This window comes from Pseudoalteromonas sp. H105, assembly GCF_001469215.1.
GTDB lineage: Bacteria > Pseudomonadota > Gammaproteobacteria > Enterobacterales > Alteromonadaceae > Pseudoalteromonas.
Map to the genome: position 1 here is coordinate 58,852 of NZ_LOFH01000003.1, position 24,438 is coordinate 83,289.

23 protein-coding genes are annotated in these 24,438 nt (G+C 38.0%); 10 read left to right on the plus strand and 13 right to left on the minus strand.

Annotated elements, in window-relative coordinates:
• Positions 1–128 precede the first annotated feature (128 nt).
• From ATS75_RS06430 to ATS75_RS06450, 5 genes are all read left to right on the plus strand, one after another.
• Positions 129–809 (plus strand): hypothetical protein, encoded by a 681-nt coding sequence (locus tag ATS75_RS06430; RefSeq protein ID WP_058559629.1) that lies wholly within the window; start codon positions 129–131, stop codon positions 807–809.
• 12 nt (positions 810–821) lie between these two features.
• Positions 822–1,472, plus strand: coding sequence for a hypothetical protein (locus tag ATS75_RS06435; protein ID WP_058559630.1), 651 nt, complete (start codon positions 822–824; stop codon positions 1,470–1,472).
• A gap of 17 nt (positions 1,473–1,489) precedes the next feature.
• The gene (locus ATS75_RS06440) at positions 1,490–3,412 is read left to right on the plus strand and encodes a serine hydrolase domain-containing protein (RefSeq protein WP_058559631.1); all 1,923 of its coding nucleotides are present in this window, start codon (positions 1,490–1,492) and stop codon (positions 3,410–3,412) included.
• Positions 3,413–3,490: 78 nt separating this feature from the next.
• Positions 3,491–4,513 carry a S41 family peptidase gene (locus ATS75_RS06445; RefSeq protein ID WP_058559632.1) on the plus strand — a complete coding sequence of 341 codons (1,023 nt, stop codon included), beginning with the start codon at positions 3,491–3,493 and terminating at the stop codon, positions 4,511–4,513.
• Between the two features lie 775 nt (positions 4,514–5,288).
• Positions 5,289–5,588, plus strand: a complete 300-nt coding sequence (locus tag ATS75_RS06450; protein ID WP_058559633.1) for a hypothetical protein — start codon at positions 5,289–5,291, stop codon at positions 5,586–5,588.
• 290 nt (positions 5,589–5,878) lie between these two features.
• Here the strand turns inward: ATS75_RS06450 and ATS75_RS06455 are convergent, their stop codons facing one another.
• The 8 genes from ATS75_RS06455 to ATS75_RS06490 all read right to left on the minus strand — a co-directional run bounded on the left by ATS75_RS06455 (position 5,879) and on the right by ATS75_RS06490 (position 12,571).
• Positions 5,879–6,118, minus strand: a complete 240-nt coding sequence (locus tag ATS75_RS06455) for a YdcH family protein (RefSeq protein ID WP_058559634.1) — start codon at positions 6,116–6,118, stop codon at positions 5,879–5,881.
• Between the two features lie 27 nt (positions 6,119–6,145).
• The gene (locus ATS75_RS06460; RefSeq protein ID WP_058559635.1) at positions 6,146–7,996 is read right to left on the minus strand and encodes a monovalent cation:proton antiporter-2 (CPA2) family protein; all 1,851 of its coding nucleotides are present in this window, start codon (positions 7,994–7,996) and stop codon (positions 6,146–6,148) included.
• A 1-nt stretch (position 7,997) separates the two neighbouring features.
• Positions 7,998–8,606 (minus strand): NAD(P)H-dependent oxidoreductase, encoded by a 609-nt coding sequence (locus tag ATS75_RS06465; RefSeq protein ID WP_058559636.1) that lies wholly within the window; start codon positions 8,604–8,606, stop codon positions 7,998–8,000.
• Positions 8,607–8,652: 46 nt separating this feature from the next.
• Complete coding sequence (locus ATS75_RS06470; protein WP_058559637.1) at positions 8,653–9,453, minus strand: SDR family NAD(P)-dependent oxidoreductase; 801 nt, start codon at positions 9,451–9,453, stop codon at positions 8,653–8,655.
• A 92-nt stretch (positions 9,454–9,545) separates the two neighbouring features.
• Positions 9,546–9,947 (minus strand): nuclear transport factor 2 family protein, encoded by a 402-nt coding sequence (locus ATS75_RS06475; RefSeq protein WP_058559638.1) that lies wholly within the window; start codon positions 9,945–9,947, stop codon positions 9,546–9,548.
• Complete coding sequence (locus tag ATS75_RS06480; RefSeq protein ID WP_058559639.1) at positions 9,947–10,792, minus strand: enoyl-CoA hydratase/isomerase family protein; 846 nt, start codon at positions 10,790–10,792, stop codon at positions 9,947–9,949. The genes ATS75_RS06475 and ATS75_RS06480 overlap by 1 nt, the downstream gene beginning before the upstream one ends.
• Positions 10,793–11,148: 356 nt before the next feature.
• The gene (locus ATS75_RS20100; RefSeq protein WP_082665425.1) at positions 11,149–11,466 is read right to left on the minus strand and encodes a LytTR family transcriptional regulator DNA-binding domain-containing protein; all 318 of its coding nucleotides are present in this window, start codon (positions 11,464–11,466) and stop codon (positions 11,149–11,151) included.
• Between the two features lie 133 nt (positions 11,467–11,599).
• Positions 11,600–12,571 (minus strand): hypothetical protein, encoded by a 972-nt coding sequence (locus tag ATS75_RS06490; protein WP_058559641.1) that lies wholly within the window; start codon positions 12,569–12,571, stop codon positions 11,600–11,602.
• Positions 12,572–12,745: 174 nt separating this feature from the next.
• Between ATS75_RS06490 and ATS75_RS06495 the strand changes: the two genes are divergently transcribed.
• Together ATS75_RS06495 and ATS75_RS06500 are read left to right on the plus strand one after the other, a co-directional pair.
• Entirely contained in the window at positions 12,746–13,225 is a 480-nt protein-coding gene (locus ATS75_RS06495; RefSeq protein ID WP_058559642.1) for a hypothetical protein, read from the plus strand.
• A 288-nt stretch (positions 13,226–13,513) separates the two neighbouring features.
• Positions 13,514–14,275 carry a substrate-binding periplasmic protein gene (locus ATS75_RS06500; RefSeq protein ID WP_058559643.1) on the plus strand — a complete coding sequence of 254 codons (762 nt, stop codon included), beginning with the start codon at positions 13,514–13,516 and terminating at the stop codon, positions 14,273–14,275.
• A gap of 100 nt (positions 14,276–14,375) precedes the next feature.
• Here ATS75_RS06500 and ATS75_RS06505 read toward each other — a convergent pair whose 3' ends face one another.
• The 4 genes from ATS75_RS06505 to ATS75_RS06515 form a co-directional block, all read right to left on the minus strand.
• Positions 14,376–14,762: an alpha-ketoglutarate-dependent dioxygenase AlkB gene (locus ATS75_RS06505; RefSeq protein WP_058559644.1), complete on the minus strand. Its 387-nt coding sequence runs from the start codon at positions 14,760–14,762 to the stop codon at positions 14,376–14,378.
• A 32-nt stretch (positions 14,763–14,794) separates the two neighbouring features.
• On the minus strand, positions 14,795–14,968 hold the full coding sequence (locus ATS75_RS20445) for a hypothetical protein (RefSeq protein WP_161936889.1): 174 nt from the start codon (positions 14,966–14,968) through the stop codon (positions 14,795–14,797).
• Positions 14,969–15,114: 146 nt separating this feature from the next.
• Entirely contained in the window at positions 15,115–16,755 is a 1,641-nt protein-coding gene (locus tag ATS75_RS06510) for a sensor histidine kinase (protein ID WP_161936890.1), read from the minus strand.
• A 109-nt stretch (positions 16,756–16,864) separates the two neighbouring features.
• Positions 16,865–17,566, minus strand: a complete 702-nt coding sequence (locus ATS75_RS06515) for a response regulator transcription factor (RefSeq protein WP_058559646.1) — start codon at positions 17,564–17,566, stop codon at positions 16,865–16,867.
• A 168-nt stretch (positions 17,567–17,734) separates the two neighbouring features.
• On the opposite strand from ATS75_RS06515, the gene ATS75_RS06520 reads away from it, so the two are divergent.
• On the plus strand, positions 17,735–19,879 hold the full coding sequence (locus tag ATS75_RS06520; RefSeq protein WP_058559647.1) for a TonB-dependent receptor plug domain-containing protein: 2,145 nt from the start codon (positions 17,735–17,737) through the stop codon (positions 19,877–19,879).
• Positions 19,880–20,002: 123 nt separating this feature from the next.
• Here the strand turns inward: ATS75_RS06520 and ATS75_RS06525 are convergent, their stop codons facing one another.
• Positions 20,003–22,054, minus strand: coding sequence for a TonB-dependent receptor plug domain-containing protein (locus ATS75_RS06525; protein WP_058559648.1), 2,052 nt, complete (start codon positions 22,052–22,054; stop codon positions 20,003–20,005).
• A gap of 104 nt (positions 22,055–22,158) precedes the next feature.
• On the opposite strand from ATS75_RS06525, the gene ATS75_RS06530 reads away from it, so the two are divergent.
• Both ATS75_RS06530 and ATS75_RS06535 read left to right on the plus strand, forming a co-directional pair.
• Complete coding sequence (locus ATS75_RS06530) at positions 22,159–23,094, plus strand: LytTR family DNA-binding domain-containing protein (protein WP_058559649.1); 936 nt, start codon at positions 22,159–22,161, stop codon at positions 23,092–23,094.
• 471 nt (positions 23,095–23,565) lie between these two features.
• A complete protein-coding gene (locus ATS75_RS06535; RefSeq protein WP_152996194.1) occupies positions 23,566–24,432 on the plus strand; it encodes a hypothetical protein in 867 nt (288 codons plus the stop codon).
• Positions 24,433–24,438 lie beyond the last annotated feature (6 nt).

Here is a 24,438-nt window from a genome sequence, read left to right on the forward strand (position 1 = left end):
ATGTAGCTTTCGTTTGCCTTCAAGATGTATTTCACATTCATTTCACATCCTAGCGAATATCGTATGAATAGTGATTTTGGAAACTTATGAGAAGGTACTAACTTATCAAATTTTTTAATGAGAAAGTAATGGCTAAGAATATGTTCATTACTGCAAAATTTTTATCAGTTTTGTATGGCATAGCTCTAGTATTATTATCTCTACCTGCCAATTCAAATGAAAATGGCGAAATGTCATACAGCAAAATCAATAAAATGCTGACAATTATTGATGAGTACGCCAAATCTCCTTATACAGGTCTTATAGCTACTATTAAGCCAGAAGTAGAAGAAATTCAGTTTTCTGACATTTATTTAGCGATTACTCATGAAGGAAAAAACGTTAAAAATCTAGTGGTAGATGACGAAGGGTTGGTAGATTTCCCCTTACTCCCCGTTGAAATGGGTAAGAACGCTCGACTGGAAATTAATCAACCTAAAGGCTCCGTATCCTTAGATTTTACGGCGGGCATAAAGCCTATTCGAAAAAATAAGGTTGCTTACAGTGAAGTATTCGGAGTGTTGGATGATTTAGAAACAGTAGCGAGTGAGTTGGTTGGTATACCTAGTTGGTTAATACCTGATATTGATTATATTGAGTTTTCTTTTAATTCCACAGCTTCTATTACATTGCAATATGCCGACAACTCTACGGTTCATCAAACAAAGGACGACTTCAACATACAAATTGAAAGAAATGACGACCTTAAAGCAAGTGGTGCTATGTTGATTTTTAGCAAGTTACCTCAAAAAGTGACAGTCATTAAATAAGGGTTATACCGTATGATTAATAAAAACGTGACTTTAAAGCTTCTCATCGTTCTAGTAGCTGCTTTATTAATATTGTTTCTTCTGAGTTTAACAGCATCTTCAGCTATGACGAAAGAAGAGGCTAATCTATATGTTGATAAAATAAAAGCGCATAACCATTCTCCTGGTGGAAAGCATAATATGGCTGAGTTATCAGATTTTTTATTGTCTGACGACGGTAAGCCTTTTTATACGGTGAACTTATATCAATATCATGAAATAGCGCAGTACAATGATAAGGGAGGGTATAAAGAGGGGCAAGAGCCATTAAGTGGGGAGCAAGCTTATAAGTTATTTAGCGATGTTATGATAAAGCTTTTACTTAACAATAACTCCTATCCTATTTTTGCGAGTAATTGGCTCAATTATAGTAGTAAACAATGGGATAGAATTGTTATTGTTCGGTACCCAAACCGTAAAGCAGTAGCTAATATATTCGCTAATGAAGCTTATTCAGCTGCAAGCGAACATAAGTGGGCGAGTATTAAGCAGCACGACAGATTCATTGTTCAAGCTATTCATTTACCCGAAATTACCATTTTATTGTTCTTACTGTTAATCCTGACCATCACTTTCTGTTTCGTTCTCCTTTACTTTCAAACTAAATCTCGTTTGAAATCTTAATTATTTACAGGTTTTTTATGTATTTTGTCCGTTGTACCTTTATTTTCATTACTATTTTTTGCCAAGGTTTCTCTTATGCTGATGTGAGTCATTTACCTGAAATATCTCAAACTAAAAAAGAGGAACTACGCCGTAGTGTGATTGAAATTGCAAATAAGCATAAGTTAGTTGGCTTACAAATCTCACTTAATCACGAAAGTGGAAAGCTTCTAACTATAGAACATGGTCTAGCTTCAATTGAAGATGGTAAGCACATTGATCAAAGTTCACTTTTTAGAGTGGGCTCTATATCAAAAACTATTGCAGCAATCGCCATTATGCAGCTAGTTGAAAGTAAGCAATTGAGCTTGTACACACCAGTGAAAAATATTATTCCAGAGATCCTCATTGATAATCCATGGAGTGAAACGTTTCCTATAACTGTTGTTCACTTGTTAGAGCATACGGCGGGTTTTGATGATATTCACTTTAGAGAATATGGAGTAGATGGCTCTACTATGTCTACAAAAGAGGCATTAGACTTCTTGCCTGACACCAGAACAGCCCGGTATCAACCAGGGCAATTTATGTCTTATACAAATATAGGCCCTACCATAGCGGCTTATTTGATAGAGAGAATTAGTGGCTTGAGCTATGAAGACTATGTTCAGCAGCACATATTTAAACCTTTAGAAATAAAGCATGCAAGCTTTCACCTTAGTCCAAAAATAAATACCGCTTTAGTTTCAGGTTACATTGCCAATAAAGATGAAAGCACGTTAGTCGCCTATCAGCATATTAAAGACCGAGCTTCAGGCGCTCTCAATACGAGCGCAGCTGAACTATCAAAAATACAAAGGATGTTACTCGGATACATAAAAAAAGGTTCAGCTAACATTATCACAAAGCAATCTATTCAAAAGATGAGTACGACTGAAACAACATTAGCGGCAAAAGAAGGCTATCAAATAGGGTATGGCAAGTATTTAATTACTGAGTTAATTGATGATATTGAGTGGATAGGGCACAGTGGCGAAATGATTGGCTACCAATCAGAAATGTGGCACTCAAAAGGGCGAGAACTAGGCTTTGTAGTTTTGACTAACTCAAGTGGAAACAAGGCTAAAGATGGTGTACAAGAAATTAAACAAGCGCTAAAGTCCTTTATTGTTAATAACTTTGAAGCAGAGAACTCGAAGGAGTTAGTACACGGATTTAGTGGAAAAGAAATCATAAATTATGAAGAAATTATCGGCAGCTACAGACCGTTCACTTCTCGATTATCGCGGCTTGCCTTTTTTGAAGTACTAGAATCATTTTCTTCCGTATTTGTCGAAAATGAACAGCTAAAATTAAAAACGCCCCATTCTATTTACACATTAAACCCTGTTGGCGGTAATGTTTTTAGAACACAATCAACCGAAGGCCATAACATTGATATCATCTTCGCTAAAGAGAGCAGTGTATGGTACTACCAAGTTCCAGCATTGATGGTCAATGCCGTAAATACCTCTTCGCTAACAAAGCCTCTTTCTTTTACATTATTAATTGCATTTTTCTCTACTACATTGATTATTGCTGTAACGCTAGCTGTTCAATTATTTCGACGATTGACAAATAAAAGTGTAGTAAAAGTTAGTAGTTTAAAATGGTACATGCTATCGCCACTATGCCTAGTTGCCGTCATCATTTGCCTTGGTTCAGCAGGTAGCAGTGGTATGCCTTTATTAGTGCTAGGGCAGGTTACTGTTCAATCTGTTGGAGTTACTGTTGGTTTAATTTTGTTTTTGTGTAGCTCAATAGCCGCGCATTATCACTACTGGTTTTTTGATAAACCTAAATTGATTCAATGGCGAAAATACATTCACTTAGGGCATGTAACATTGCACGCTGTAATCAATTTATCAATGATGATGACATTGTTTTGGCTAGATTTTATTTTTGTCGCCTTTTGGTACTAAAAATTTATCGAGTTAATTGAAACAGCCCTCAAAAAATTACACAATTTTGAAATACACAACGTTTAAATGGAATACTCTATGAAAAAAATACTGTCCTACACGGTTTGGTTTATTGCCTTTCTATCATGCCAAGCTTTGGCTGCTGGGCTTTCATTCACAGAAAAAGAAAAGATTCTAAATGAGCTTCAAAACAAAATTACCAATCAATATGTTTTAACGGAAAATATAGCTGCTATTTCAGCCGCGTTATCGACGTTAAAAGAGAGCAAAGAGTTCAAAAAAGCTAATACCAACAAGGCACTGGCTAAGGTGTTAGCTAAAGAAGTTCGTAAGCACGATGGTCACTTTTCAGTGTTATGGAACGATCCATTACAGGGTAAAAAGCAAAGCAAAGATTATGAAGGCTGGTTTTCAATGTTGTCACGGAAAAATTCTGGCTTTTCAAAGGTCGAGATCTTAAAAGGTAATATTGGCTATATTGATTTTGTTGGATTTGCCCACTTAGATGAATTATCGGAAAAAAAGGCTGCAGCTGCTTTAGCTTTTGTAGAAGATACCGATGCCGTTATCTTTGACCTACGTAAAAATGGTGGTGGTAGTGCTGTGATGATCCAATTTATCAGCACTCACTTCTTTGATAATAAAACACATTTAAATAGTTTTTATAGTAGAAAAACAGGTGAACTAACAGAGTTTTGGACTTTTGATGATATTGATGGGAAGAAGCGTCCTAATGTGCCTATTTATGTTTTAACCAGTGATTTTACATTCTCTGCAGCAGAAGAGTTTGCTTATAATTTTCAAAACTTAAACCGTGCAAAAGTAGTAGGTGAATCAACAGGTGGAGGAGCAAACCCTATACATTTTTTTGACTTAGGGAATGGTTTTCGAGCATCAATTCCGATTTCAAAAGCAGTCAATCCAATATCCAAAACTAACTGGGAAGGTGATGGAGTTCAGCCAGACGTTGTAATTGATGCTGATAAGTCGTTTGATAAAGCCTATAAAATGGCACTGGAGTTGATAAAGCCAGATACTAAAAACCAATATCAATTGAAGGATATAAATGAGCAAATTAAAGCTTTAAATGATAATGATTGAAGCAAGGTGAATATCCAATAACACCTATATAGAAAATGAATGCAATTTAAAGTTGATATAGGTGTTGGTGCAGACTTAGTCTCTTTCGTTAGCAGCGTGAAACAAGCTGACTTAATAAAATAGATTACCGGGCCATAATCGATGAACTAGTCTATGCGGAGACGTTTTTAGCTAGCTTTGTTATTTTTATCTAACAACACGCCCTGAGGTGGACAGCAAGCACTAAAGCCCACTTTCCACCGCAAATTTTAACAGCGGTGATCCCTTACTTTTCAATGCCGTTAAGTAAGTTGATTCATCGTAGGGCGTATCTGTTTAGAATGGTTTCTTACAAGGCTGGAATGCAGAGCCATATGCAACAAGGCCTACAGAAGAGGTGCTAACGTTCCCTATTTAGGTTTTCTGATAGAACTTTGAATCAGCGTGTTGAGCGATCTGCATTTATGCGGGATGTTGTGAATGTATTATTTAGAACTTTAAAATGTATGGGGCAGGTTTGAGCGATCAGCGAGTATTGGGGTTGGATAAATATAATTGCTTAACGGTTAAACATTAGGTTTAATGGATACATAATAAACGCTGAGTAACGCAGGGACAGCTTAGATACGATAGACACGCCAGTATAGTTGGCTTGATATCGCTTAGGCCATAAAAACAAATTCCCATAGCATAAACAACACTAACTCTGACTCACCGAGCCGGTAGCACCTCAGTCCAACAAGTGACACTACAACACAAACTGCGTGTCGTACAAATACTAAAATGTTAGGTTTCAATGAAAATATCTGCATCAATTCATAAGCTTGGAAAAGATTTAATCGTAGACGTTTGCGATTATGATTTTAAGTTTGGATTAGGTGTAAAAGTTCGAGCATTTGAAAATGGGATACTATTAGATCGGGTTAAAATATTAATTGAAGAATCATCTGAGGATTTTACAAAAATAAACTCACTATCCTTGAAAGAAAGACTAGAGCTAGGTCTAGAAATATACAATTCAACTAGATGTGATAGTTATTTTGGGAATAGAATTAACGTTGGGCTAGAGTTAATAGTTGGATTTAATGAGGTATGAAACCTAACAAAATTAATTAAAACCGATGCAAACACACCGCATTTTTTGTGTTTCGCTTTGCTCAATATTACACAAAAAAAGGGCGGTGTTTGCACGGCTTATTAAGACGTTACGAACGTCCGGAAATGGCACTTATGCGACAGTCAAATTTAATCACTGGCTGATATGCTATTTACGACAAAGTCGCTCGGTAATTAGACCGACATAATCCCTTGGTAATCACACATATACATATAAGTAACCCGATACCTTTCAGGTTACTTCGGGGCTTTCAGCAAATTCCTCTCTTTTTATGCACTCGTTATTTTTAGATAAAGCACATCTTTTAATTGAGCACGCTCCTGTTTTAGTTGATGTAAAGCTTCGTCATCAATGGGGGCATTGTTTAACTCTAGCGTTCTAATTTCAGAATCAAGTAAGTGGTAGCGTTTTGCATTCATTGCAAACGTTGAATCGTTTTGGTTTAATTCTGAAATTTTATCTTTATGAGCTGGAAACTCGTTAACTAAAGAATGATCTTCGCCTAACATAGTAACTCCTTAATTGAGTGGTATTATTTATAGTTCAGGGTTTTTAGCTGTCCACGCTTTATCCAGCGCAATTAGACATTCGTTATGATCTAAGTTCATTAACTCTTCTAAATGTTCATGATGTTTTTGATACAACGAAATATAACTCTCTTCTTCACTTCGTTGCTTGTATAGTTCTGGCATCATTTCTAGATCTTTTTTCTGAAAGATTTGCTTTAAACGATGCGCTTCATAAGGGTCAATGCCTAACTGTTTCATTGCCGCTTGTCCCATATTTAAGGCTGTGCCGAAAGTTTCTCGATATACTTCATTAATATTGAGATCCATGAATTCAAAAGAAGCCTCTCTATCTCTGGCATTCACGACCACTTTCAACTGTGGGTAGTGTTTGCGAGCAAGTTCAACTAGCTGTGTGGCAGCATGTGTATCACTTAACGTTATTATGAGTAATTCAGCACTTGATGCGCCGGCTGACGCTAATAAATCTAACCTCGTCGCATCGCCGTAATAGACTTCAAAACCTAGCTTTCTTAATACGCTGATATTGCCTGCGTTATGGTCTAGAATGATAGGCTTAATACCTGCAGACAATAGAAACCGACCAATATCGGTTCCTAAACGACCAAAGCCCGCAATAATGACTTTATGATCACTTTTTTTAATCGTGTCATCTTCTTGTTCTTTATTTTCTACTTGTGATGTTTGCGTAACTTTTTCATGAATGACAAACATGACAGGCGCTAAAAACATAGAAATGGCCACCGCAGAGATGAGTGGTTCAATAATATCAACAGACAATACCCCACTGGTTTTTGCTAGTTGAAATAAAACAAAAGCAAATTCACCGCCTTGTGCAAGTGCAATAGCAAATAATGCTCGCTCTTTTGAACTGATCTTAAATACTAAGCCAACTAACACTAATACGAGCCATTTTATTGCTATTAACCCTGCGGTTAACCCTAAAATGAGTGAGATATTATTGCCAATAAGTGAAAAGTTTAGGCTTGCGCCTATCGAGATAAAAAATATCCCTAACAGTAACCCTTTAAAGGGTTCTATATCACTTTCTAATTCATGACGGAATTCATTATCTGCCAGTACAACGCCAGCTAAAAAAGCCCCTAAGGCAGGTGATAAACCTACCATCATCATGAGTAGTGATGTGCCAATAACTAATGCCAAGGCTGCGGCTACGAATATTTCACGCACTCCGGTTTTAGCTATCATTAGAAATATAGGCCGACACGCAAACTTGCCAAAAATCAGTACCGCGGCAATAGCTGAAATAGTGACTGTTATTTGTAAATAATGAGGGAGAGCACTAATGTCATAAAGCGCTGAATCGTGATGCCCACCTGTCGATATAGCCAGTGTCGCCAATAAAGGAAGTACCGCTAACATTGGGATCACGGCTAAATCTTGAAATAGCAGTACGGCAAATACTGATTGACCCGCTTCAGTTTTCATTTTCCCTTTTTCTTGCAATGTTTGCAGTACGATAGCGGTAGAAGATAACGACAAAATGAGCCCAATGGCAGCGGCTTGTTGCCAAGGTAGAAAGTAGTAAGCGATAGCCGAAATAGCTAAACTTGTTATTATAACTTGTGAGCCACCAAAACCTAAAATTGGCATTTTAAGTTGCCATAACAGTGATGGTTTTAATTCTAACCCCACCAAAAATAGCATCATAACCACACCAAATTCAGTAAAGTGCATTATTTCTTCAACATCATGAATTAAAGACGCACCAAAAGGCCCAATTACAATACCTGCAATGAGGTAGCCCAGTACTGAACCCAAACCTAACTTTTTCGCAATGGGAACAGAAATAGCCGCAGCCGTCAGAAAAATGAAGAACTGAAGTAAAAACGTTTCCATGCTACACGCTCCTTATGACACGATTTACATCGCTATTTAAATATTCTTGTTGCTTTGCAAGCTCAATATCAAATAATGCGTCACGCAAAGCGATAATAGTACGTCGAAAAGCTTCAGCATGACTTTGCACTTTTTCTTTTGGCAGGCCACTATGTACTCCAGATACAACAAAAGGGGGTAGCCATGTCATATTGCATAATTTAGCAGTGGCTTGATAAGGCGAAGTTAGCTCAGCGAGGGTAAATTCGTTATAACCGTCTTTTTGATAAGTTGATGCATCACCACCTGTTGATATTGCTTGAAAAAATAATTTATCTTGTAATGCTTTTCCTTCTGAGCCATATGCCCATCCATGCTCTAGCACTAAATCTAGCCATTCTTTCATAATGGCGGGAGTCGAATACCAATATAGAGGATGTTGGAAAATGATAATGTCATGAGCTTCACATAAAGCTTGTTCACGTTTAATATCAATCATGAAATCAGGATAGTTTGCATATAGATCATTTACCGTCACGTTATCTAGTTCTTCTACCACTTTCCTTAACGCTTTATTGATATTTGAATGTGATTTTGCTGGGTGTGCAAAATTAATGAGTATTTTTTTCATGCAACTTTATACCTTTCAATTAATATTAAGTGCCACTGTTTCAGGGTTAATCGTGAATAATGCTTTCTAATACACCCGTTAGTTTGGCGATCTTTTTAGCGTCAATAGCATCTTGATGTGGCGATGTGAAATTCCCGATGTCGTTATCAAAATATGAACCAGATGCACCTGAAAATTCATCAGATAAAGCCGCTTTTACTAAAATGTCAGCACCTATTTGTAAGTTACCGCCAGCAACACCATAGGCTTGTTCAACCATTTTACTGCCCAAAAATGATTTAGGGTTTATCGCAATAATACTTGGTCCATCTGCACCAAGTTGCAATGCCATTTGCCTTGACCACATTGTTAATGCCAGTTTACTTTTGGCATATACAGCATTGTCAGAGAGAACACTCGGCTTTGTTAATTCCTCTGGCGAAACTGAAGATTGTGCTGCTGAAGACAAATTAATTACACGGCTTGATTCATCAAGTATAGGTAACAATTGTTGGGTTAATAAATAAGGGGCAATAGTGTTAACCATAAAACGGACATCCAATCCCTCTGAAGTCACTTTTTCAGGCACGACAAACACACCTGCATTGTTAATCAGCACATCTAATTTTTTGTGATCACGCTTAATTTGTGAAGCCAATGCTTTTACTTCACCCATATTGGATAGGTCAGCTCTATAGGTGAAAATTTGCTCTGTACTAAACGATTCTGATAGCTGCTGTTTAATACGCGTTAATTTGCCTTCACTTCTTCCATGAACTAAAACCTTATGCCCTAACTTGAGCAAAGAACGAGCTGTTGTTAGTCCAATACCATCTGTTGAACCTGTAATTAAAATTGTTTTTTTCATTAGCTTTGCCTTTAGCGCATTACCTGCGCAATAATAATGACGATAAAAGTATAGAGATGATTAGTCTCTATACGTTTTACTAAATTAAACACTCAATCTAGAAATACCCGCCTAACCTGGTCGGTGTCAGCATATTCTTTTATTGTTTTTATTTTCCCGTTGTTTACAACAATCAGATAATGATAAAGGTTATTGTAAGCTCGGCCGTTATTTAAAATGGCTGAAGATTCAACTTCAACGGCTATTCGATCACCTTCGATAGTCCATGCAATAGGGTGCATATTCAAAGGGCCAGACACTAAATCTCTGACGCTTTGCATTAACCCTGCAATACCTTCCTTATCCATTTCACCAGAAACGGGTAATCCTCCTTGTTGCCCCATCATCTTCCAAGCGACTTGCTCATCAAGCAGGGATAACAGTCCATCAATATCTGATTCTACAAAACGGGAGAAAAAGTCAGTAATGAGTAATTTATGCGTATTAATGCTCATTAGTTTATTTCTTGCACATTCATCACTAGCTCATTCCATTTACGCTGGTTTTCAATATCATGCTCAAGACCTTGTTCATCGGCTACGGTAAAGCGTTTTATTGCAGGCGTTTTGCTCGTTGCTTGGTAAAGCCAGTAAGCCTCTGCTTTAAGAGCTTCATCAATTGGTTTATCAATTGATTCATATACGGCTTGCTTACAGGAATTGATAGACTCTGCTGGAAATTTAGCAATGCGTTTAGCAAGATTATCAACGTATTCGCCTATTTCACTTGGCTCTAATGCTTTATTGATAGTGCCATACGCTTGTGCTTCATCAGCATCAAAGTCACGGGCGCTTAAAATAATTTCAAGTGCGCGACCTAATCCAGTTTGACGCGCCATACGAGATGCACCACCACCACACGGGAGGATCCCCATACCAACTTCCATTTGCATAAACTTAAATTTGCCACGAGCAGCAAAGCGCATATCCAAAGCAAGTGCGAGTTCATGACCGCCACCACGAGCAAAGCCTTCTAGCTTAGCAATCGTAGCCTGGGGTACTTTGCTGATTCGCTCACATACTGATTGTAAATCAAGAAGTTGGACTTCTTCACGAGAAACAGCCTCAGTAGACATGTCTTTAAGTAGTTCAGTGTCATAGTGACATACCCAAATTTCAGGGTTAGCTGATTGAAAAACAACAACCTTTGTATTTCTGTCGCGCTCTAATCGCATTGCTAGGCTATTTAAGTCGGCTAGCATTTCTTGTCCTTGAACATTGACCGAACCAAAATCAAAAGTAACGGTTAAAACACCTTCATTTTGTTCTGCTGTGAATGTTTGAAAATTTTCATATTTCATTTGTTTTTCCCACTAGTTAGCTGGTTAAGACTTAAAGAAAGTTAAGTCTTATCTAATAATAAACTCATCAATTACGCACTTTTAAAACGGCAATCAACTGCGATGTATTTATAGTAGGTTGAAATCATTAAATTGATAATGCAGTAAAATAAACAATCAGTTTTAACTTTTTGTTAATAATATATTGAATGTAATGCTAAATTACTTTGGAAAGATAAATTACTCATCAATTGTTTTTATTAGGGAAAAACGAAGGGAGCTCAACGTATGATTGGCTCTTGCCTTGGCAAGAAGCAAGACTAAATGCGATGAATGTTTATAAAGCAAAAGAGTCGTTTGAGAATGTAATTTTACAGCTATGTATCGTCTCCACATGACAGAGCATCATTGATAGCGACATCAGTATCACCAATTAATAAATGGTCTGTATCAACAGTATCAACAGGATCAACTTTAGCCAAACTCACAATATATGAACGGTGACCTTGAACAAAACTTTTATCAACTAAACGCGCCTTTATCTGAGATAAGGTTTGCAGGCTCATTAAACTTCTCTTGTTCAATTGATGAATTACTATGTCGTCCCCACAGCTTTCAATAAAAGTTATGCCCATTAATTGAGTTCTATCTACCCTAAAAAATATGTAGTCAGGCTCTGAGGGAGGGGGGGTCATGCTGTTTGTTAATTGGTTTCATTTTGAATGTTTTCCAGTGAAGTTAACCGCAATTGATTAACTGCTTTGTTTACAGGTTTTAGAAACCAAAATTCTAAACTGTGTCCAAAATTAGCTGACCACTACAGTAACGTTAGTTAGGTCCATAATAGGTGATTAGCCGAATAGCTAAGCCAAGCTCTCTTCTATAGTCATTCTCTTGTTCAAACTCCAAGAATGGTTCAAACTCTAAAAACAACCAATCTTTGTAAATTAAATTTCGTTGGCGAATTGATATCAAAAAGCTCTCTTTACCTATTTCATTTTTCGCGAATTGCAACCCGCTGACCAGTTCGTTTTTTGCGCTACTCTTATTCACATAGTAAAGGCCTAATTTCTGCCTTGAGCGTTTCTCTTTTTCAAATCTTTGCCAACTAGCAGAAAACGACACAACATTATCATCTATTGGCACAGCAAGCGTTCCTTTAATGCTAGGTGCCCAGCCATCTCTGAGAAAATAATCTAATCTTGGCATTATACCCACACTATAGTCATCAGTTACCCAACGCTTTTTAATTTCGCTTCTTAGAAATAATTGCTCTTTAGATATACCAACCTTATATTTTATATTAAATGAATCATTTATGCTTTTTATGTACTGCATAGTAATATTTAGTTCTTCAGCATCATTATCTTGTGAAATAGAAGAAGCTTCATAATCTAATTTTATTTCATCTTCATCATCATTATCAAAAACCAACGAGACCTTGTTATTCCAGCGAGGCAAACTTAAATGCACTTTAAATTTAGGGTCGAATTCTGATAGATCAGCTGTTCTAGGTATCCACCCTAATTGAACGTAACCCCGAGCAGCTGCTTTTGGGTAAATGTTTCCGTTATCATCTTCTATCATATTATCCAGCCAAGAAGCGGTGTCTTGCATCATGGTGTCTATTTTATGTTGAATATTTATGACTTTCTTTTCTAAGGGGTTATCTTCTTGAGGAATTAATTCTTTATTGGTGACATGCTCAGCTGAAGTTCGCTCTTCTTGATAGGAAAAAGCTTGTTGGTTAGCACCTAATACAACAATTAATAAGCAACTTAATTTAGCTGAAAGTTTCATAGTGATGCATTCAGTCTGTAATAAAGTTCCCATGAATAAAGTGATACTGGCATTCCCTTTTTCCTCTCTAAAATAATTCAATTCATTTTGGCGTCATATACTTTGTTCGCAAATCACACAGGCATATGAATTATGTTATGATTTATATAAAGCTGATTAACTTGGGAAAAATGCATGTTTAGAGAATTTACTAACTCTCTCAAAAAGTTTATCTGCCGATTGTTAACCTTTACCAACATGAGACATATGATACTGCTTGCATTCATTACTTGTTTGCAATCATGCTCTAATTTATTATTGCCCTCCCTAAAAAACACTAATTTGACTGTTAATGGCATTGTATTTAAAAATGCCTCCGCTGATATTGTAGACAACATCACTTTAAAAGTTTTCGATACAGGTAAGTATATTAATTGTAATAGTATTCAAATAGATAAAACTTGCTCAACTACATTCCCTTTAAGGAAATACCAAAATAACGCACTAACAGTTACATGGATGCAAAAGGGAATTACTTACTCTCAAGAAAACTTTATCGTTAATAAAAATGACCTTGATGCAAAGTCTGTGCGATACCTTTTATTTATAACGGTTAACGAAAATGGAAAAATCATGACACAATTTAAACCAACTAAACTTATTAACTCTTTCTAGCTATAGAGTAACTAAATTAGTTTTTTAAACGTCGAACTACATTAAGCTACTGATTATTAAAATTAACTACCTCTTCGGTTTTTTCATAATAATTAGCAAGCGGTTTGGAAATAATACTCATAAAAACAGATACTAGAACGGCCGTACACAGTTAAAAGGGTACAATCTAAAGGGTGACCCTTTACTGAAATAGCTTGTGCTTATTTTTTACTCGTGATCACTTAAAATATAACTTTTACTTTTAAATCTTATATAATTTAAAAGTCCCCCTTTAAAAAAGAGATTACTATGATTTGTAGGGCTCTCATTCTACTTTGCATTTTATGCTGTAATATTGGCTTGTTAAATGCCAGCGAAAAAGATAAAACCATCACGTTTGCAGTTGGCCATGATCATGAAAAAATGCTACTGGAAAATTACCCAATCTATCGTGCGAGTTGGCATTTTTTAAATCAAAGTTTAGCTAAATTAGGGTATGAAGTGGACGCCATCGTTTTACCTTGGGCTAGAGCAAACTATTATGCTCAGTCAGGAAAAGCTGACGGTCTATTTTTAGCAGCTAATTTACCGGGAAGAGAGCAGTGGGCGGTTTTGTCAAACCCAATTGGGATGGGGGCATTTGGTGCTTTTTATCATAAAGATAGGAAAGACGAAGAAAATGTTATTGCGAGTGTTCGTTTAGGTGTGCATGACAAAATATTAACGGGTTATCATAGTTATGAGTTGTTAGAAGTTGCGACGGCTCAACAAGGGTTTAAACTACTTTATAATCAAAAAATAGACCGCCTAATTATGTCGGAAAGTTATGGCAAGTACTTGTTGAGTACTGAATTAGTTGAATTTAAAAGCAAAATATCATTTGATTCTGATGTCATTGAGAAACGTTCGATTCATGTTGCATTTGCAAAAGACATAACTAAGAGTTTGAACGCAATGGTGGTTGTAAATAAAGCTATCGATTTAGGTATAGGCGACGGTTTATATCATGAAGTTATGACTAAGAATAAGGTACCTAAAAGTATGTTTTTGTCTAGTCTTGATCAAAAGTAGGCACATCTTATTTATTTTCAATCGCTTTAAAGTTAGTAAATGAGCGAAGTTGTCTAATGGATGATTCCTTTATTTACTTTACGCTTTTTCACTAAGCTACTTATGTTTTGCTATTGCCAAAGCGTCTAAAAGAGATGTTAAACCTAGGTCCTATTGTGTTATCACCTTTGGCAATTGCATGTTCATAATCATTTTGAAAGCCTTTGCCCATCAGCAATAAAGAACCATTTTCTAACGTGATATTATAGTGTTTATGTGGGGGGGTTTTTGAGCGAATTAAAAACTCTCGCTGTGCACCCATACTGATTGAAGCAATTAGATCTGTAGAACCAAATGCGGGTAAGTCACTATGAAAGCCTAAGCTTTCTTGCCCATTGGGGTAGTACAAACATACCGCGACAGCCAAATTACAACCGGTGCGTTCAGTAATTTGCTGACGTAACTCTTCAAGCAGGGGGAAACTCTTTGTTTGTCTGCCATGATGCAACGAGAAACCACCCGATTTAGCAAGTTGTGAGTCTAAAAAATCATTCTTCGCGGCAAAATAGGCTTTTGTGATCCATCGGGGAAGTCCATAACCTCAGGTTCTTCGAGATCAAAGCGGGTCATCAGCCACTTAAACAGTGCTTCACTTTGCGCTGTAGACATGAAGTGTGAGTAATAATGGGCATCACAAGACAGGGGTAATTTCATGGTGTTTACCTTAGCTACACTCAAATATGAATATAAGCATATCAGTATTTTGAAAAATTGAAGTGTTTAGACTCCGCTAAGTAGCCACTTAACACTTGAACGCAAACCAAGAGGCGTAAAACCGCCCCTTTAAAAGGGGGAAAAGCTTACTGGATTTTACTTTTAAAGCGTATCTTTATTGATAAACCCGGCGACATGGAGTGCGCTTCAATCGTGCCTTGCTGCGCTAATACAAGTTCATTAACGAGTGCAAGCCCGATTCCGGTACCTTGTGTTGAGCGAGTCAGCTCTGAACCTCCGCGATAGAATAATTCGAAGATTTTGCTTTCTTGTTTAGCACTAATTCCCTCTCCATAATCACGAAATTCCATCTCAATAAAGTCTTTATTTTTAGCGTCCGGTTTGAAATGGATGTCTACTTTTTTACGCCTGTGATCGTGTATTTTTTCACTGTCAAAAAACTTAATCGCGTTATCGGTAATATTAATGATGACTTGTGAAAATGCATCTAGGTCAACCAACAGTAAGGCGTGATCGGGTTGGGTAAACTCACTTGAAATATTTATTTTAAAGTCGCTGTTAATTAGTAACGACGATACTTTCGATTCAATGATGTTCATAAGAATACTGAGTTTGGTGTAGTGCGCTTCAACACACTGTTGTGGTTGATTAAGCTTTGACAGTTGCAATATATTATCAATTAAACGCGAGAGACGTTCACTTTCACAGTGTATAAAGTCGTAATAATCTAACTTATATTGTTCTGATGGCACCATGCCAGACTTAAGCATTTCCGAATACATACGAATAGATGTCAAAGGTGTCTTAAGTTCATGACTCACAGAGGAAACAAAGTTAAGTTGCTGCTCTGCAAGCTTAAGTTGTTTAACCCCTAAACGGTAAAAGCCATAGCAGCCAATAACGATGCCAAGTATCAACAGCATCATGATACCCAAGTTATATGTGGCAGCAGTGGGTAAAATAAGCTTTGAGGTTGAATACATCAGTTGGTGGTCTTTAAAAGGCCAGCGTAATTCATGATTGTTTATGACTTGTTGATTAAACAAAGGTGATAATTGCATTGGTTGGGTTATCGTTGCTTGGCTTTGTGCATGACCCTGATATATAAAATAGGCTTCATCTAAGCTTGTTAACATAGATCTTAATGTAATCGCAATGGTGTTGTTAAACTGCACTGTGGCTAGCATGTTTTTAATTTGATTATTTAAATAAGCGCTGACATCGATTACATAACCTTGAAGCTTTTGGGTATTATTAACTTCAACGACACGGTAAAAAATTAGGTGTCCAGGTACATCAGAGAATAAGAGAAATTTCTCATTATTAGCTGCAAGCTTGTTATCGATAAGGCCTTTTAGTTCTTTTGACTTGGCGGTAATCGTATATAACTTTGATGCGAGGTTTTTTCTTTTTTTTGTGTCGTCGTCATCTTGAGGGGTCATTAAATTTTGCGTATTGTGAATAACATTAGGCCAGACCGGGCTGTTGAATTGGCCCTCTTGATCAATCTGAAAATAACCTAATAGCCCTTCGTATCGCGTATTGTAAGCGAGATCTGAAAGCGGCGATTTTTCTTTGCTGACATGTTTATTGGCCGGGTTATAAATATGTTGGTAGTAATCAAATGCGAATGTACTTATTGCATTGTCAAAAACCACCCGCTTAAATAGCCGTAAGTTGAGTTGCGAGGTTATTTCTTCGGTTTTATCTTCATACTCAGTTATCAGGTCTTTTTCAAATTGATAATAACCTTTAATGAACACCATGCTAATCGGTACTAATAAAAGGAATAAGCAAATAAGCGTAAAGCAGCGCAGGCGGTTAACGCGTTGCTGGTAATTTACTAGTCGTTTATTTAAAAAAAAGGGTTTCATATTACAATTGGCCGCTAAAAAGCTGATACCCTTCGCCTCTTAACGTAACGAGGTGCTCAGGTGTCTTCGGGTCGCGTTCAATTTTTTTTCTTATTTTAGCGATATGAATATCTACCGTGCGGGTGTCTAGGCAGTCAGTTGATTTATATCCCCATACCTCTCTTAATAGCTCATCGCGTGATACGGGGGCTTTTTGTTGATTTAAGTAGGTTAAAATATTCACTTCGCGACGCGTATAACGCATGGCTTGTTGATGAGAAGTGCCGGTTAATTTTTGCAGGCAAATACTCACATGCTTGCTAATGTTGAGTGTGTTGTTAGTGCTAGACAAACCTGACCGCCTGATTAAAGCGGTGACTCGTAACACCAATTCAGACGTTGAAAACGGTTTTGCCAAATAATCATCAGCGCCCAAGGTGAGGCCATTGATAATATCTTCCTCAGTATTTTTTGCTGTTAACATTAAAATTGGTTGCACCTGAGATTGCTGTCTAATGGCGTTGCATATCTCAAAACCATTCATTGATGGCAGCATGACATCTAAAAGAATACAACTGTATTGTTTTTCTAGCGCGCGGATGAGTCCTTTTTTTCCGTCCATTTCACTTTCAACATCAAAACCATGAAATACAAATAGATCCGTAAGGCCACGCAAAATACTCGGTTCATCTTCGATGATGAGCAGTGTGGGTTTAATATTCATATTATTGTTTTAAATCCTTTACTTATCCTAGCTGGACTATATCACCCTTTTATCCCTTCAAATGCAAAGTTTTGTAAAACTTTCGCTGCGTTAGTTTTACCTTTTGTGCCTATTTGAGGATGTGCCGGTTGATTAAGATAACCCTAATTTAATGACAGGGACTTAACAATGACACACCGCGTTACTCAGCCAAATGTATTATATAAACGCTCTGCGTTGCAGCATGCTATTTTATCCGCCGTGTTGATTGGCGGTTCAAGTATGCTACTTGGTTTTTCTACCACCAGTGCTGCGAATGAATCTATTGCCAATATTGAGCGGTATGAAGCAAGTACCTTTATGGCGTTGGAGCCACAAACGTTATATGACATTCTAGAAAATACCCCTGGTGCAAATAGCCTTTTAAGCAAAATGAACAGCACATCAAACAATCGTGGTTTTGGATCGTCCGGCGATCAAATTTTGATAAACAGTAAGCGGATGTCGGGTAAAGAGAATAGCCTTGAGAAGGAGCTCAATAGTATTCAAGCGAAGGACGTAGAATACATCGAACTGATTCGCGGGACGCGCTCTGATTTAGATGTGCAAAGTAATGGATTAGTGATTAATGTGGTACTGAAACAAGACATAGATTCATCGATTCTTTGGACGTTAGGCACGGTTAAAACAGCGAATATCAAGGCACATACCACAGGCTCTTTGACTTACAGTGCGAGTAAAGGCAATTTAAAATACAGAATAGGCTTAAACCATGCTGTTAATCCGGCTGAAATAAGCTCACAAGAGCAGTTTACCTCTCCTGCGGATGTTGATACGCAAACAAATGTTCGTCTACGCGAGAACATTTACAAAGAGAGCCAGTTATCTGCCAAGTTAGAATATGTATATTCAGATAAAACCGCAATGCAACTTACTGCCATTTATGAAAAAATCAACGTTGATGCACTTACGGCCAACAACAGTGAATTTTTAACCTCAGACACACTGCAAAGCAAAGAGTTGGAGTATGATTGGGGCAGAGACAAGTGGGAGGTAAGCGGTGATATTACCCATGATTATAATGATGCTCATCAGTTGAAGTTGTTATTTATTAGTAATCAAGCAGATTCAGATGACAAAATTTGGCACCGTGTATCGCAAGATGGCGCAGTATTTAAACCAAATTACCAGCTACCACGCATTTATACCTCAAAAGAAAATGTACTGCGCACTAATTGGCGCTTTAAGCTCAACAAAAGTCATACGTTTGATTCTGGCTTTGAGGTGGCAATAAATCAGTTAGATGAAAATTTACAGTTTATTCGTCAAGCGGGGTCTGCTTATCATTCGACCGAATTAAATGATATTAAAGAAACGCGTTATGAAGGGTTTAGTAATTATAATTTTGCGATTTCACCGACGTTAAACCTACAATCGTCCTTAATATATGAACGATCGACGATTGACGTCGCAACAGACCTATCCGTAACAGCCAATACCTTACAGCACGTAAACAGTGACACATCGCGTACATTTAACTACCTCAAACCCCGTTTAAATCTGCGCTATGATTTGAATGATATTTATCAGGTGCGTTTCAATTACCAACGAACAGTCAGTCAACTTGACCTTAAAGATTTTGTGCCATGGTTTGATAGTTATGAATCTCGCCTTGAAGAAGCCAACCCTGATTTAAAACCTGAAGTGCGTGATGAGTTCTCTGTTGCATTTGAAAAGCAATGGCAATCAACCGAAGGTAGTTTTATTGTGACGCCTTATTACCATAAAATAAGTGATTTAATTAATGAGGTCTTATTGGCTAAGCGCTCTGGCGACGGTAATATCGATAGCGCAACAGAGTACGGTGTTGAGTTTGATACATATTTTGGATTAGAAGCGTTTGGACTAAATAACACCTTGGTCAGTGCCAATTATACGTGGCGAGATAGCGAAGTAATTCATCCTTTTACCGCAGAGAAAGCGCCTATCGAGCGAGTAAGTAAAAACGCTTGGCAGGTAAAATTAAACCAGAACGAAATTTTACCTGGACTATCGATGAGTTTAACACTCGAAGATAAAAGTCGTTATACGTTTTACTATTATGACTATCAGGGCAATGTTGATACTAAAATCACCGCAAATGCCTTTATTGATTATCAAATTTCGCAGCATTTAAAGCTGCGCTTCAAAGGTGATAATCTTCTTAATGATCGATACACCGTCAATAAAGCGCGCCATACAGGGTTGTTTACGCAAAGCCAGTACTTAAGGCAAGAGCAGCGTGCAAATGAACGCGCCCCTCGGTTTTCTTTAACGCTAACGGGGCAGTTCTAGAAGAGGTGGCCCTTCTAAATATTCAAATGACCACAATGATGTTGCTCTTGGGGTTGTTTTATTGAGTGAGCCCTCATGTTTGAAGGGGCCGGTTAATTACTAACCGGCCTTCATTGTATGTGCTTAAAAGTTTAACGTAATCCCGATTGAAGGCAGCGGCATATCAGGAAATTGATAGTCTTTTTCAAAATCACTGTAATCTATGTTGTACTCAAGTTCTTGCACCGTTTTTGAGCCGTAAACGTTAAGCACTTCGATATAAATAGTCGATTCGAGACCAAATACTTGGGTTTGATAGTCTGCGCGAAGATCAAGCCTGTGATAGTTTCCCCATTGCTCAGCATTAAACTCGCCGTATTGAGGTATATAAAAGAGGGGTTGATTATTAGTTTCAGTATAGGGAGTCGCAGATTGCACCTGAGTATAACGTCGCCCGCTTTGAAAACGCCATTTCGCGCCAATTTGCCAATTTTCGTTCCATTTATAATCCAGCACAAGGTTTGCAACCCAAGGTAAATCAAACTCAGAGTTAAATTGCTGATTGGTTAATGGGTTGTCGCGCTCTGTTTTACTGTAGGCAATGCTTGCCCAGCCATACCAATCTTCTGATAACTGCTTATTTAGCAGCAGCTCTATACCGTACGATTCACCACTGGCGACATCATCAAATGTTGGTGCGCCAGCCACATTCTGTGTTAAACGTCGCTTTTGTGCATCAGGGTTCGCAACGATTAAGTTATCTAGCTTTTTGTAAAATAGCTCTGTTTTTAACCCGAGTCCTTGACCAAGGTTTGAGTCTAGGCTCAACGTGTAATGAGTCGATTCACTGGCTTCAAGTGTGGATTCGCCATATTGAGGAATTAAATATTGGTAGTCATCAACCAGTGTGTGATGAACACCGTAGCTAATGTTTAGTTTATGCTTATCGGTCACATCAAAGCCTATACGTGCGCGAGGCTCTAAATAACGTTGTGAATTGCTATCCGTTGCGAGGTACGCCAAACCAATGTTGTAATCCCAGCGAGGCGAAATGTCTCCCATGAGTGATGCATAGGCATGATAATCTCTTACAGTAAACGAGCCTTGCTGCGAAAATGTGGGGTTGAAATAGCTGGGTGGGCACACTTCAAATTCAGTGTTGCATGGCAATAACCGACCACTGCTTACGTAATCAATCTCACTTTGTTTGAGTTGAATACCAAAATCGAGGGTGAATGAATCAGCAATATATTGGTTATCTGATTTTACAATTATTTTTGTGATATCAGCATCCCAGCGAAAAATGTCACCTTCTCGCTCTTGCTGGTTTTGTGTTAACACATTGACACTGCTGATTGACTCGAGGTTGTCGCCAGTGTATTGCCAACTGATTGCTTGGCTATGAAAGTAACTTTGGTATCGTTCGCCAGAAGCTAAGTCAGGGTTTTTACCAATGTCGCGGCCGTCAGCATCAAATTCAATTTCAATGTAATCTTTTGCGCCACTGGCGGTTGCACGTAACACATTATTGTTATCTATATCCCAGATTAGTTTTGCTTGGTAATCCCGGTTACGTGGTGGCACTGAAAATGAAAAGTCCTCGTCTTCGATAAAGTTATCAACGTAGGTGTGCACTAAACTCTCTCTAAATGAAACGTAGAATGCGGCATCTGGCGAAATCGCTTGTTCATATAAAAAGCCACTGCGAAAAAAGCTCAAGTCAATTACATTGGTTGGCGTGTCAGGGCTTGGATCTCTTAATTGCGTTAATATGACCCCGCCATTTGCATTGGCATAGTTGCTCGCCCATGCGCCTGTTTTTAACTCAAAGCTTTCAATAAGCAGTGGGTTATAAATACTCAAACCATCGTTGTGAAAAATATACCCCATCTCTAACCCATCTGTTAGATAAAGGTTGTCGTTAGTTGAGCTGCCACGAATAGCCGGTTGTGCTACTGGGCCGCCAGTATTAGGGGTTGCTAAAACAACACCAGGGAGTGCTTCTAAACCTTTGAGTGGATCGTTGCCTGTACCGGGTAGCGTTAATAATTTGTTCGAACTAATTTTAATGCCGTCTGGTTGAGGAGCCACCACGGTAATGCTTTCCATCTCGTTTTGATTGTTGTCTGTTTGAGCCCAAGTGTGTGTACATATTAAGCTCACTAATACGGCGATTGTTGATTTAGTAAATGTCATTTTTGCATCCTTTGTATGCGTTATTTAATAACAATAATTTACGGCTTAAATGATTTCTGGTTTAATTAACATATTGATTTATGTATGAATGGGCAGTTTATTGTATGGATGGGCAGTTTCAGATTGGTGCGATAAGCCCATGGCGCTATTTTCTGTGTGTTGGCTTTGTTTTAGCGTGTATTTTAAGCGTCTCAGATGACGACAATATACTGCCTTTTTGGTTGAATTTTATTGTTTGGCAAGGACAGGTTTTTTTAGCGTTAGGTTTTTTTATCACCACGCATACATTAATGAGAGGTGTGCTTAGTAAACAAAATAACTTTGTTAAGCTGATTGTTAGCGCATTAATTGCGGTGACACTTTATGTGCCAATTTCACTCCTTTTTGATGTGTATATAGAGCAAGAAACACCTTACAGCATTGGCGCCTTAATCGAAGAGTGGCAAAATATGGTTCCCCCCGCGCTGATATCATGGATTGCGATTAATTTGCCTTGGGTCCTCGGATTTAAAATTGAGTCCACCCATAAACAAGCAACTGAAGTGCAACAACCAAACACGCCAAATATGGACTTCACGACGAAGCAACCTGAGAGGGGGCGTTCACATCAAGGTAGCAGCAGTGACACTGGCGGGGCATTAACACAATCAGTGACCCCAGAGACAGTCAGCAACAATGCCGTTGAACTTTCAACAAATGAAGAGACACAAAGCCGTGCGCAACAATTTTTGCAATTGGCAAACATTAACGCTATTTCAGAGCTTATTTACCTTAAAGCTGAGTTACATTATTTAAATGTTGTGTTGGAATCAGGAAGTCACTTAATTTTATACAACCTCAAAGATGCCATAGACGATATTAGTTCACTGTCGCCAGAGCTTGCATTTGGACAAACTCACAGAAGCTATTGGGTCAATACTGCCCATATTCACTCATTAGAAAAAAAGAACCGAGAAGGGGCATTGAAAATGTCAAATCAAACCTGTGTGCCAGTCAGTCGTACACACATGAGCAAGGTTAAGTCTTGGCTTAAAAAGTAACAAAAGCGAAAGAAGCACTATTAATTAGAATTGATCAGTGTTGATTTTACTCGTTTGATTCAAGAGCGGTGTGTGCTTATTTTACATACTGCTGCGAACCTAGTCATGACATTGACGGGTGTAACTACGCGCTTTTATTTAGCCTGAAGCTATGTTTTGTGCCTATATTTGTCTCGTTTTTTCAGTGATCATACATGGTAATTCCGTGGTTAATGGATACACATCACCAGCCCTTTAAGCACTATTTAGTGTCACTATTGTTTGCCATCTTATTTTAAATTTATCACTGCTACGCACTTTAAAGCTCACCATTAACCCATGCCTATTAATATAAAAAACTAATGATTTGGAGTGAAAAAGCATACAAAGTTAAATAAATGTAAATCAAACCTTGCGTTTGACCCTGTGTAGTCTACTTTCTGATCGGAGGTCACACCTCCAACCTGATAACTACAATCAACAGGAATACACATGAAAATAAAAACATGCTTATTAATGCCTGCTCTAACACTCGCAGCTGGCTTAAGCCACGGCGCATTTGCCGAACAAGGGATTGCATTTGTGCATGGTACAGGTGAACAAACCGATGCATACAATGACTATTGGACGGGCAGCTTTGTTAATACTGTACGCCAAGGCTTGCCTAACACTAATAATTACACAGTGATAAATTGTGATTTTGAGCAATATATGTGGGCCGATGGCGCTGCTGGCTGCTTAGCAGGGCAACTCACCTCATTTATCAATAATAAAAATATTACAGAGCTAACCCTCATTACCCATTCTAATGGTGGCAATGTGGTGCGGTGGATCTTATCTAACCCAACGTTTGATAGCCGCTATGCAAATATCATTAATAAAGTAACGCACACCATTGCGCTTGCTCCCTCAAGTGGTGGTACACCTTTGGCTGATGCCGTTGTTGCGGGTAACTCTTTTGAGCAAAGCTTAGGTTGGCTATTGGGTTATGGCAGTGATGCAGTAAAACAACAGCAAGTATCTTGGATGGCATCGTATAACGCGCAGTGGCTATATGGCACACCGAATCGTCCAAGTTTACCTTCTCGTTTTGAAGCTGTGGTCGGGAGTGATGTTGATTCTGCCGTTTGGGATAGTGATAGCTATTGCGGCGGATATCAAAACCAAGTTGCACTTGAAGTCACACAAAATTGGTTAGACAGTTGCTCTGATGGCTTTTTAAATTGTAGCTCTCAGTCGTTAGCGGGTTCGGTGTGGTTTAAAGACAAATCACAAACGCGTGGCAGTGAACCTTTAAGTCATCAACAAAGCCGCCGTAATTGCTTTGGCTTACCAGACCTGCTTAAAAATCGAATTTAGGAGTTA

Bases quoted from the DNA above. Each gene is read 5' to 3' on its own strand.
- ATS75_RS20100 (WP_082665425.1), bottom strand. From the start codon at position 11,466: ATGACCCCCCCTCCCTCAGAGCCTGACTACATATTTTTTAGGGTAGAT.
- ATS75_RS06465 (WP_058559636.1), bottom strand. From the start codon at position 8,606: ATGAAAAAAATACTCATTAATTTTGCACACCCAGCAAAATCACATTCA.
- ATS75_RS06490 (WP_058559641.1), bottom strand. From the start codon at position 12,571: ATGAAACTTTCAGCTAAATTAAGTTGCTTATTAATTGTTGTATTAGGT.
- ATS75_RS06475 (WP_058559638.1), bottom strand. From the start codon at position 9,947: ATGAGCATTAATACGCATAAATTACTCATTACTGACTTTTTCTCCCGT.
- ATS75_RS06500 (WP_058559643.1), top strand. From the start codon at position 13,514: ATGATTTGTAGGGCTCTCATTCTACTTTGCATTTTATGCTGTAATATT.
- ATS75_RS06515 (WP_058559646.1), bottom strand. From the start codon at position 17,566: ATGAATATTAAACCCACACTGCTCATCATCGAAGATGAACCGAGTATT.
- ATS75_RS06480 (WP_058559639.1), bottom strand. From the start codon at position 10,792: ATGAAATATGAAAATTTTCAAACATTCACAGCAGAACAAAATGAAGGT.
- ATS75_RS06455 (WP_058559634.1), bottom strand. From the start codon at position 6,118: ATGTTAGGCGAAGATCATTCTTTAGTTAACGAGTTTCCAGCTCATAAA.
- ATS75_RS06530 (WP_058559649.1), top strand. From the start codon at position 22,159: ATGGATGGGCAGTTTCAGATTGGTGCGATAAGCCCATGGCGCTATTTT.
- ATS75_RS06470 (WP_058559637.1), bottom strand. From the start codon at position 9,453: ATGAAAAAAACAATTTTAATTACAGGTTCAACAGATGGTATTGGACTA.
- ATS75_RS06525 (WP_058559648.1), bottom strand. From the start codon at position 22,054: ATGACATTTACTAAATCAACAATCGCCGTATTAGTGAGCTTAATATGT.
- ATS75_RS06535 (WP_152996194.1), top strand. From the start codon at position 23,566: ATGAAAATAAAAACATGCTTATTAATGCCTGCTCTAACACTCGCAGCT.
- ATS75_RS06460 (WP_058559635.1), bottom strand. From the start codon at position 7,996: ATGGAAACGTTTTTACTTCAGTTCTTCATTTTTCTGACGGCTGCGGCT.
- ATS75_RS20445 (WP_161936889.1), bottom strand. From the start codon at position 14,968: ATGAAATTACCCCTGTCTTGTGATGCCCATTATTACTCACACTTCATG.
- ATS75_RS06445 (WP_058559632.1), top strand. From the start codon at position 3,491: ATGAAAAAAATACTGTCCTACACGGTTTGGTTTATTGCCTTTCTATCA.
- ATS75_RS06450 (WP_058559633.1), top strand. From the start codon at position 5,289: ATGAAAATATCTGCATCAATTCATAAGCTTGGAAAAGATTTAATCGTA.
- ATS75_RS06495 (WP_058559642.1), top strand. From the start codon at position 12,746: ATGTTTAGAGAATTTACTAACTCTCTCAAAAAGTTTATCTGCCGATTG.
- ATS75_RS06430 (WP_058559629.1), top strand. From the start codon at position 129: ATGGCTAAGAATATGTTCATTACTGCAAAATTTTTATCAGTTTTGTAT.
- ATS75_RS06510 (WP_161936890.1), bottom strand. From the start codon at position 16,755: ATGGTGTTCATTAAAGGTTATTATCAATTTGAAAAAGACCTGATAACT.
- ATS75_RS06440 (WP_058559631.1), top strand. From the start codon at position 1,490: ATGTATTTTGTCCGTTGTACCTTTATTTTCATTACTATTTTTTGCCAA.
- ATS75_RS06520 (WP_058559647.1), top strand. From the start codon at position 17,735: ATGACACACCGCGTTACTCAGCCAAATGTATTATATAAACGCTCTGCG.
- ATS75_RS06435 (WP_058559630.1), top strand. From the start codon at position 822: ATGATTAATAAAAACGTGACTTTAAAGCTTCTCATCGTTCTAGTAGCT.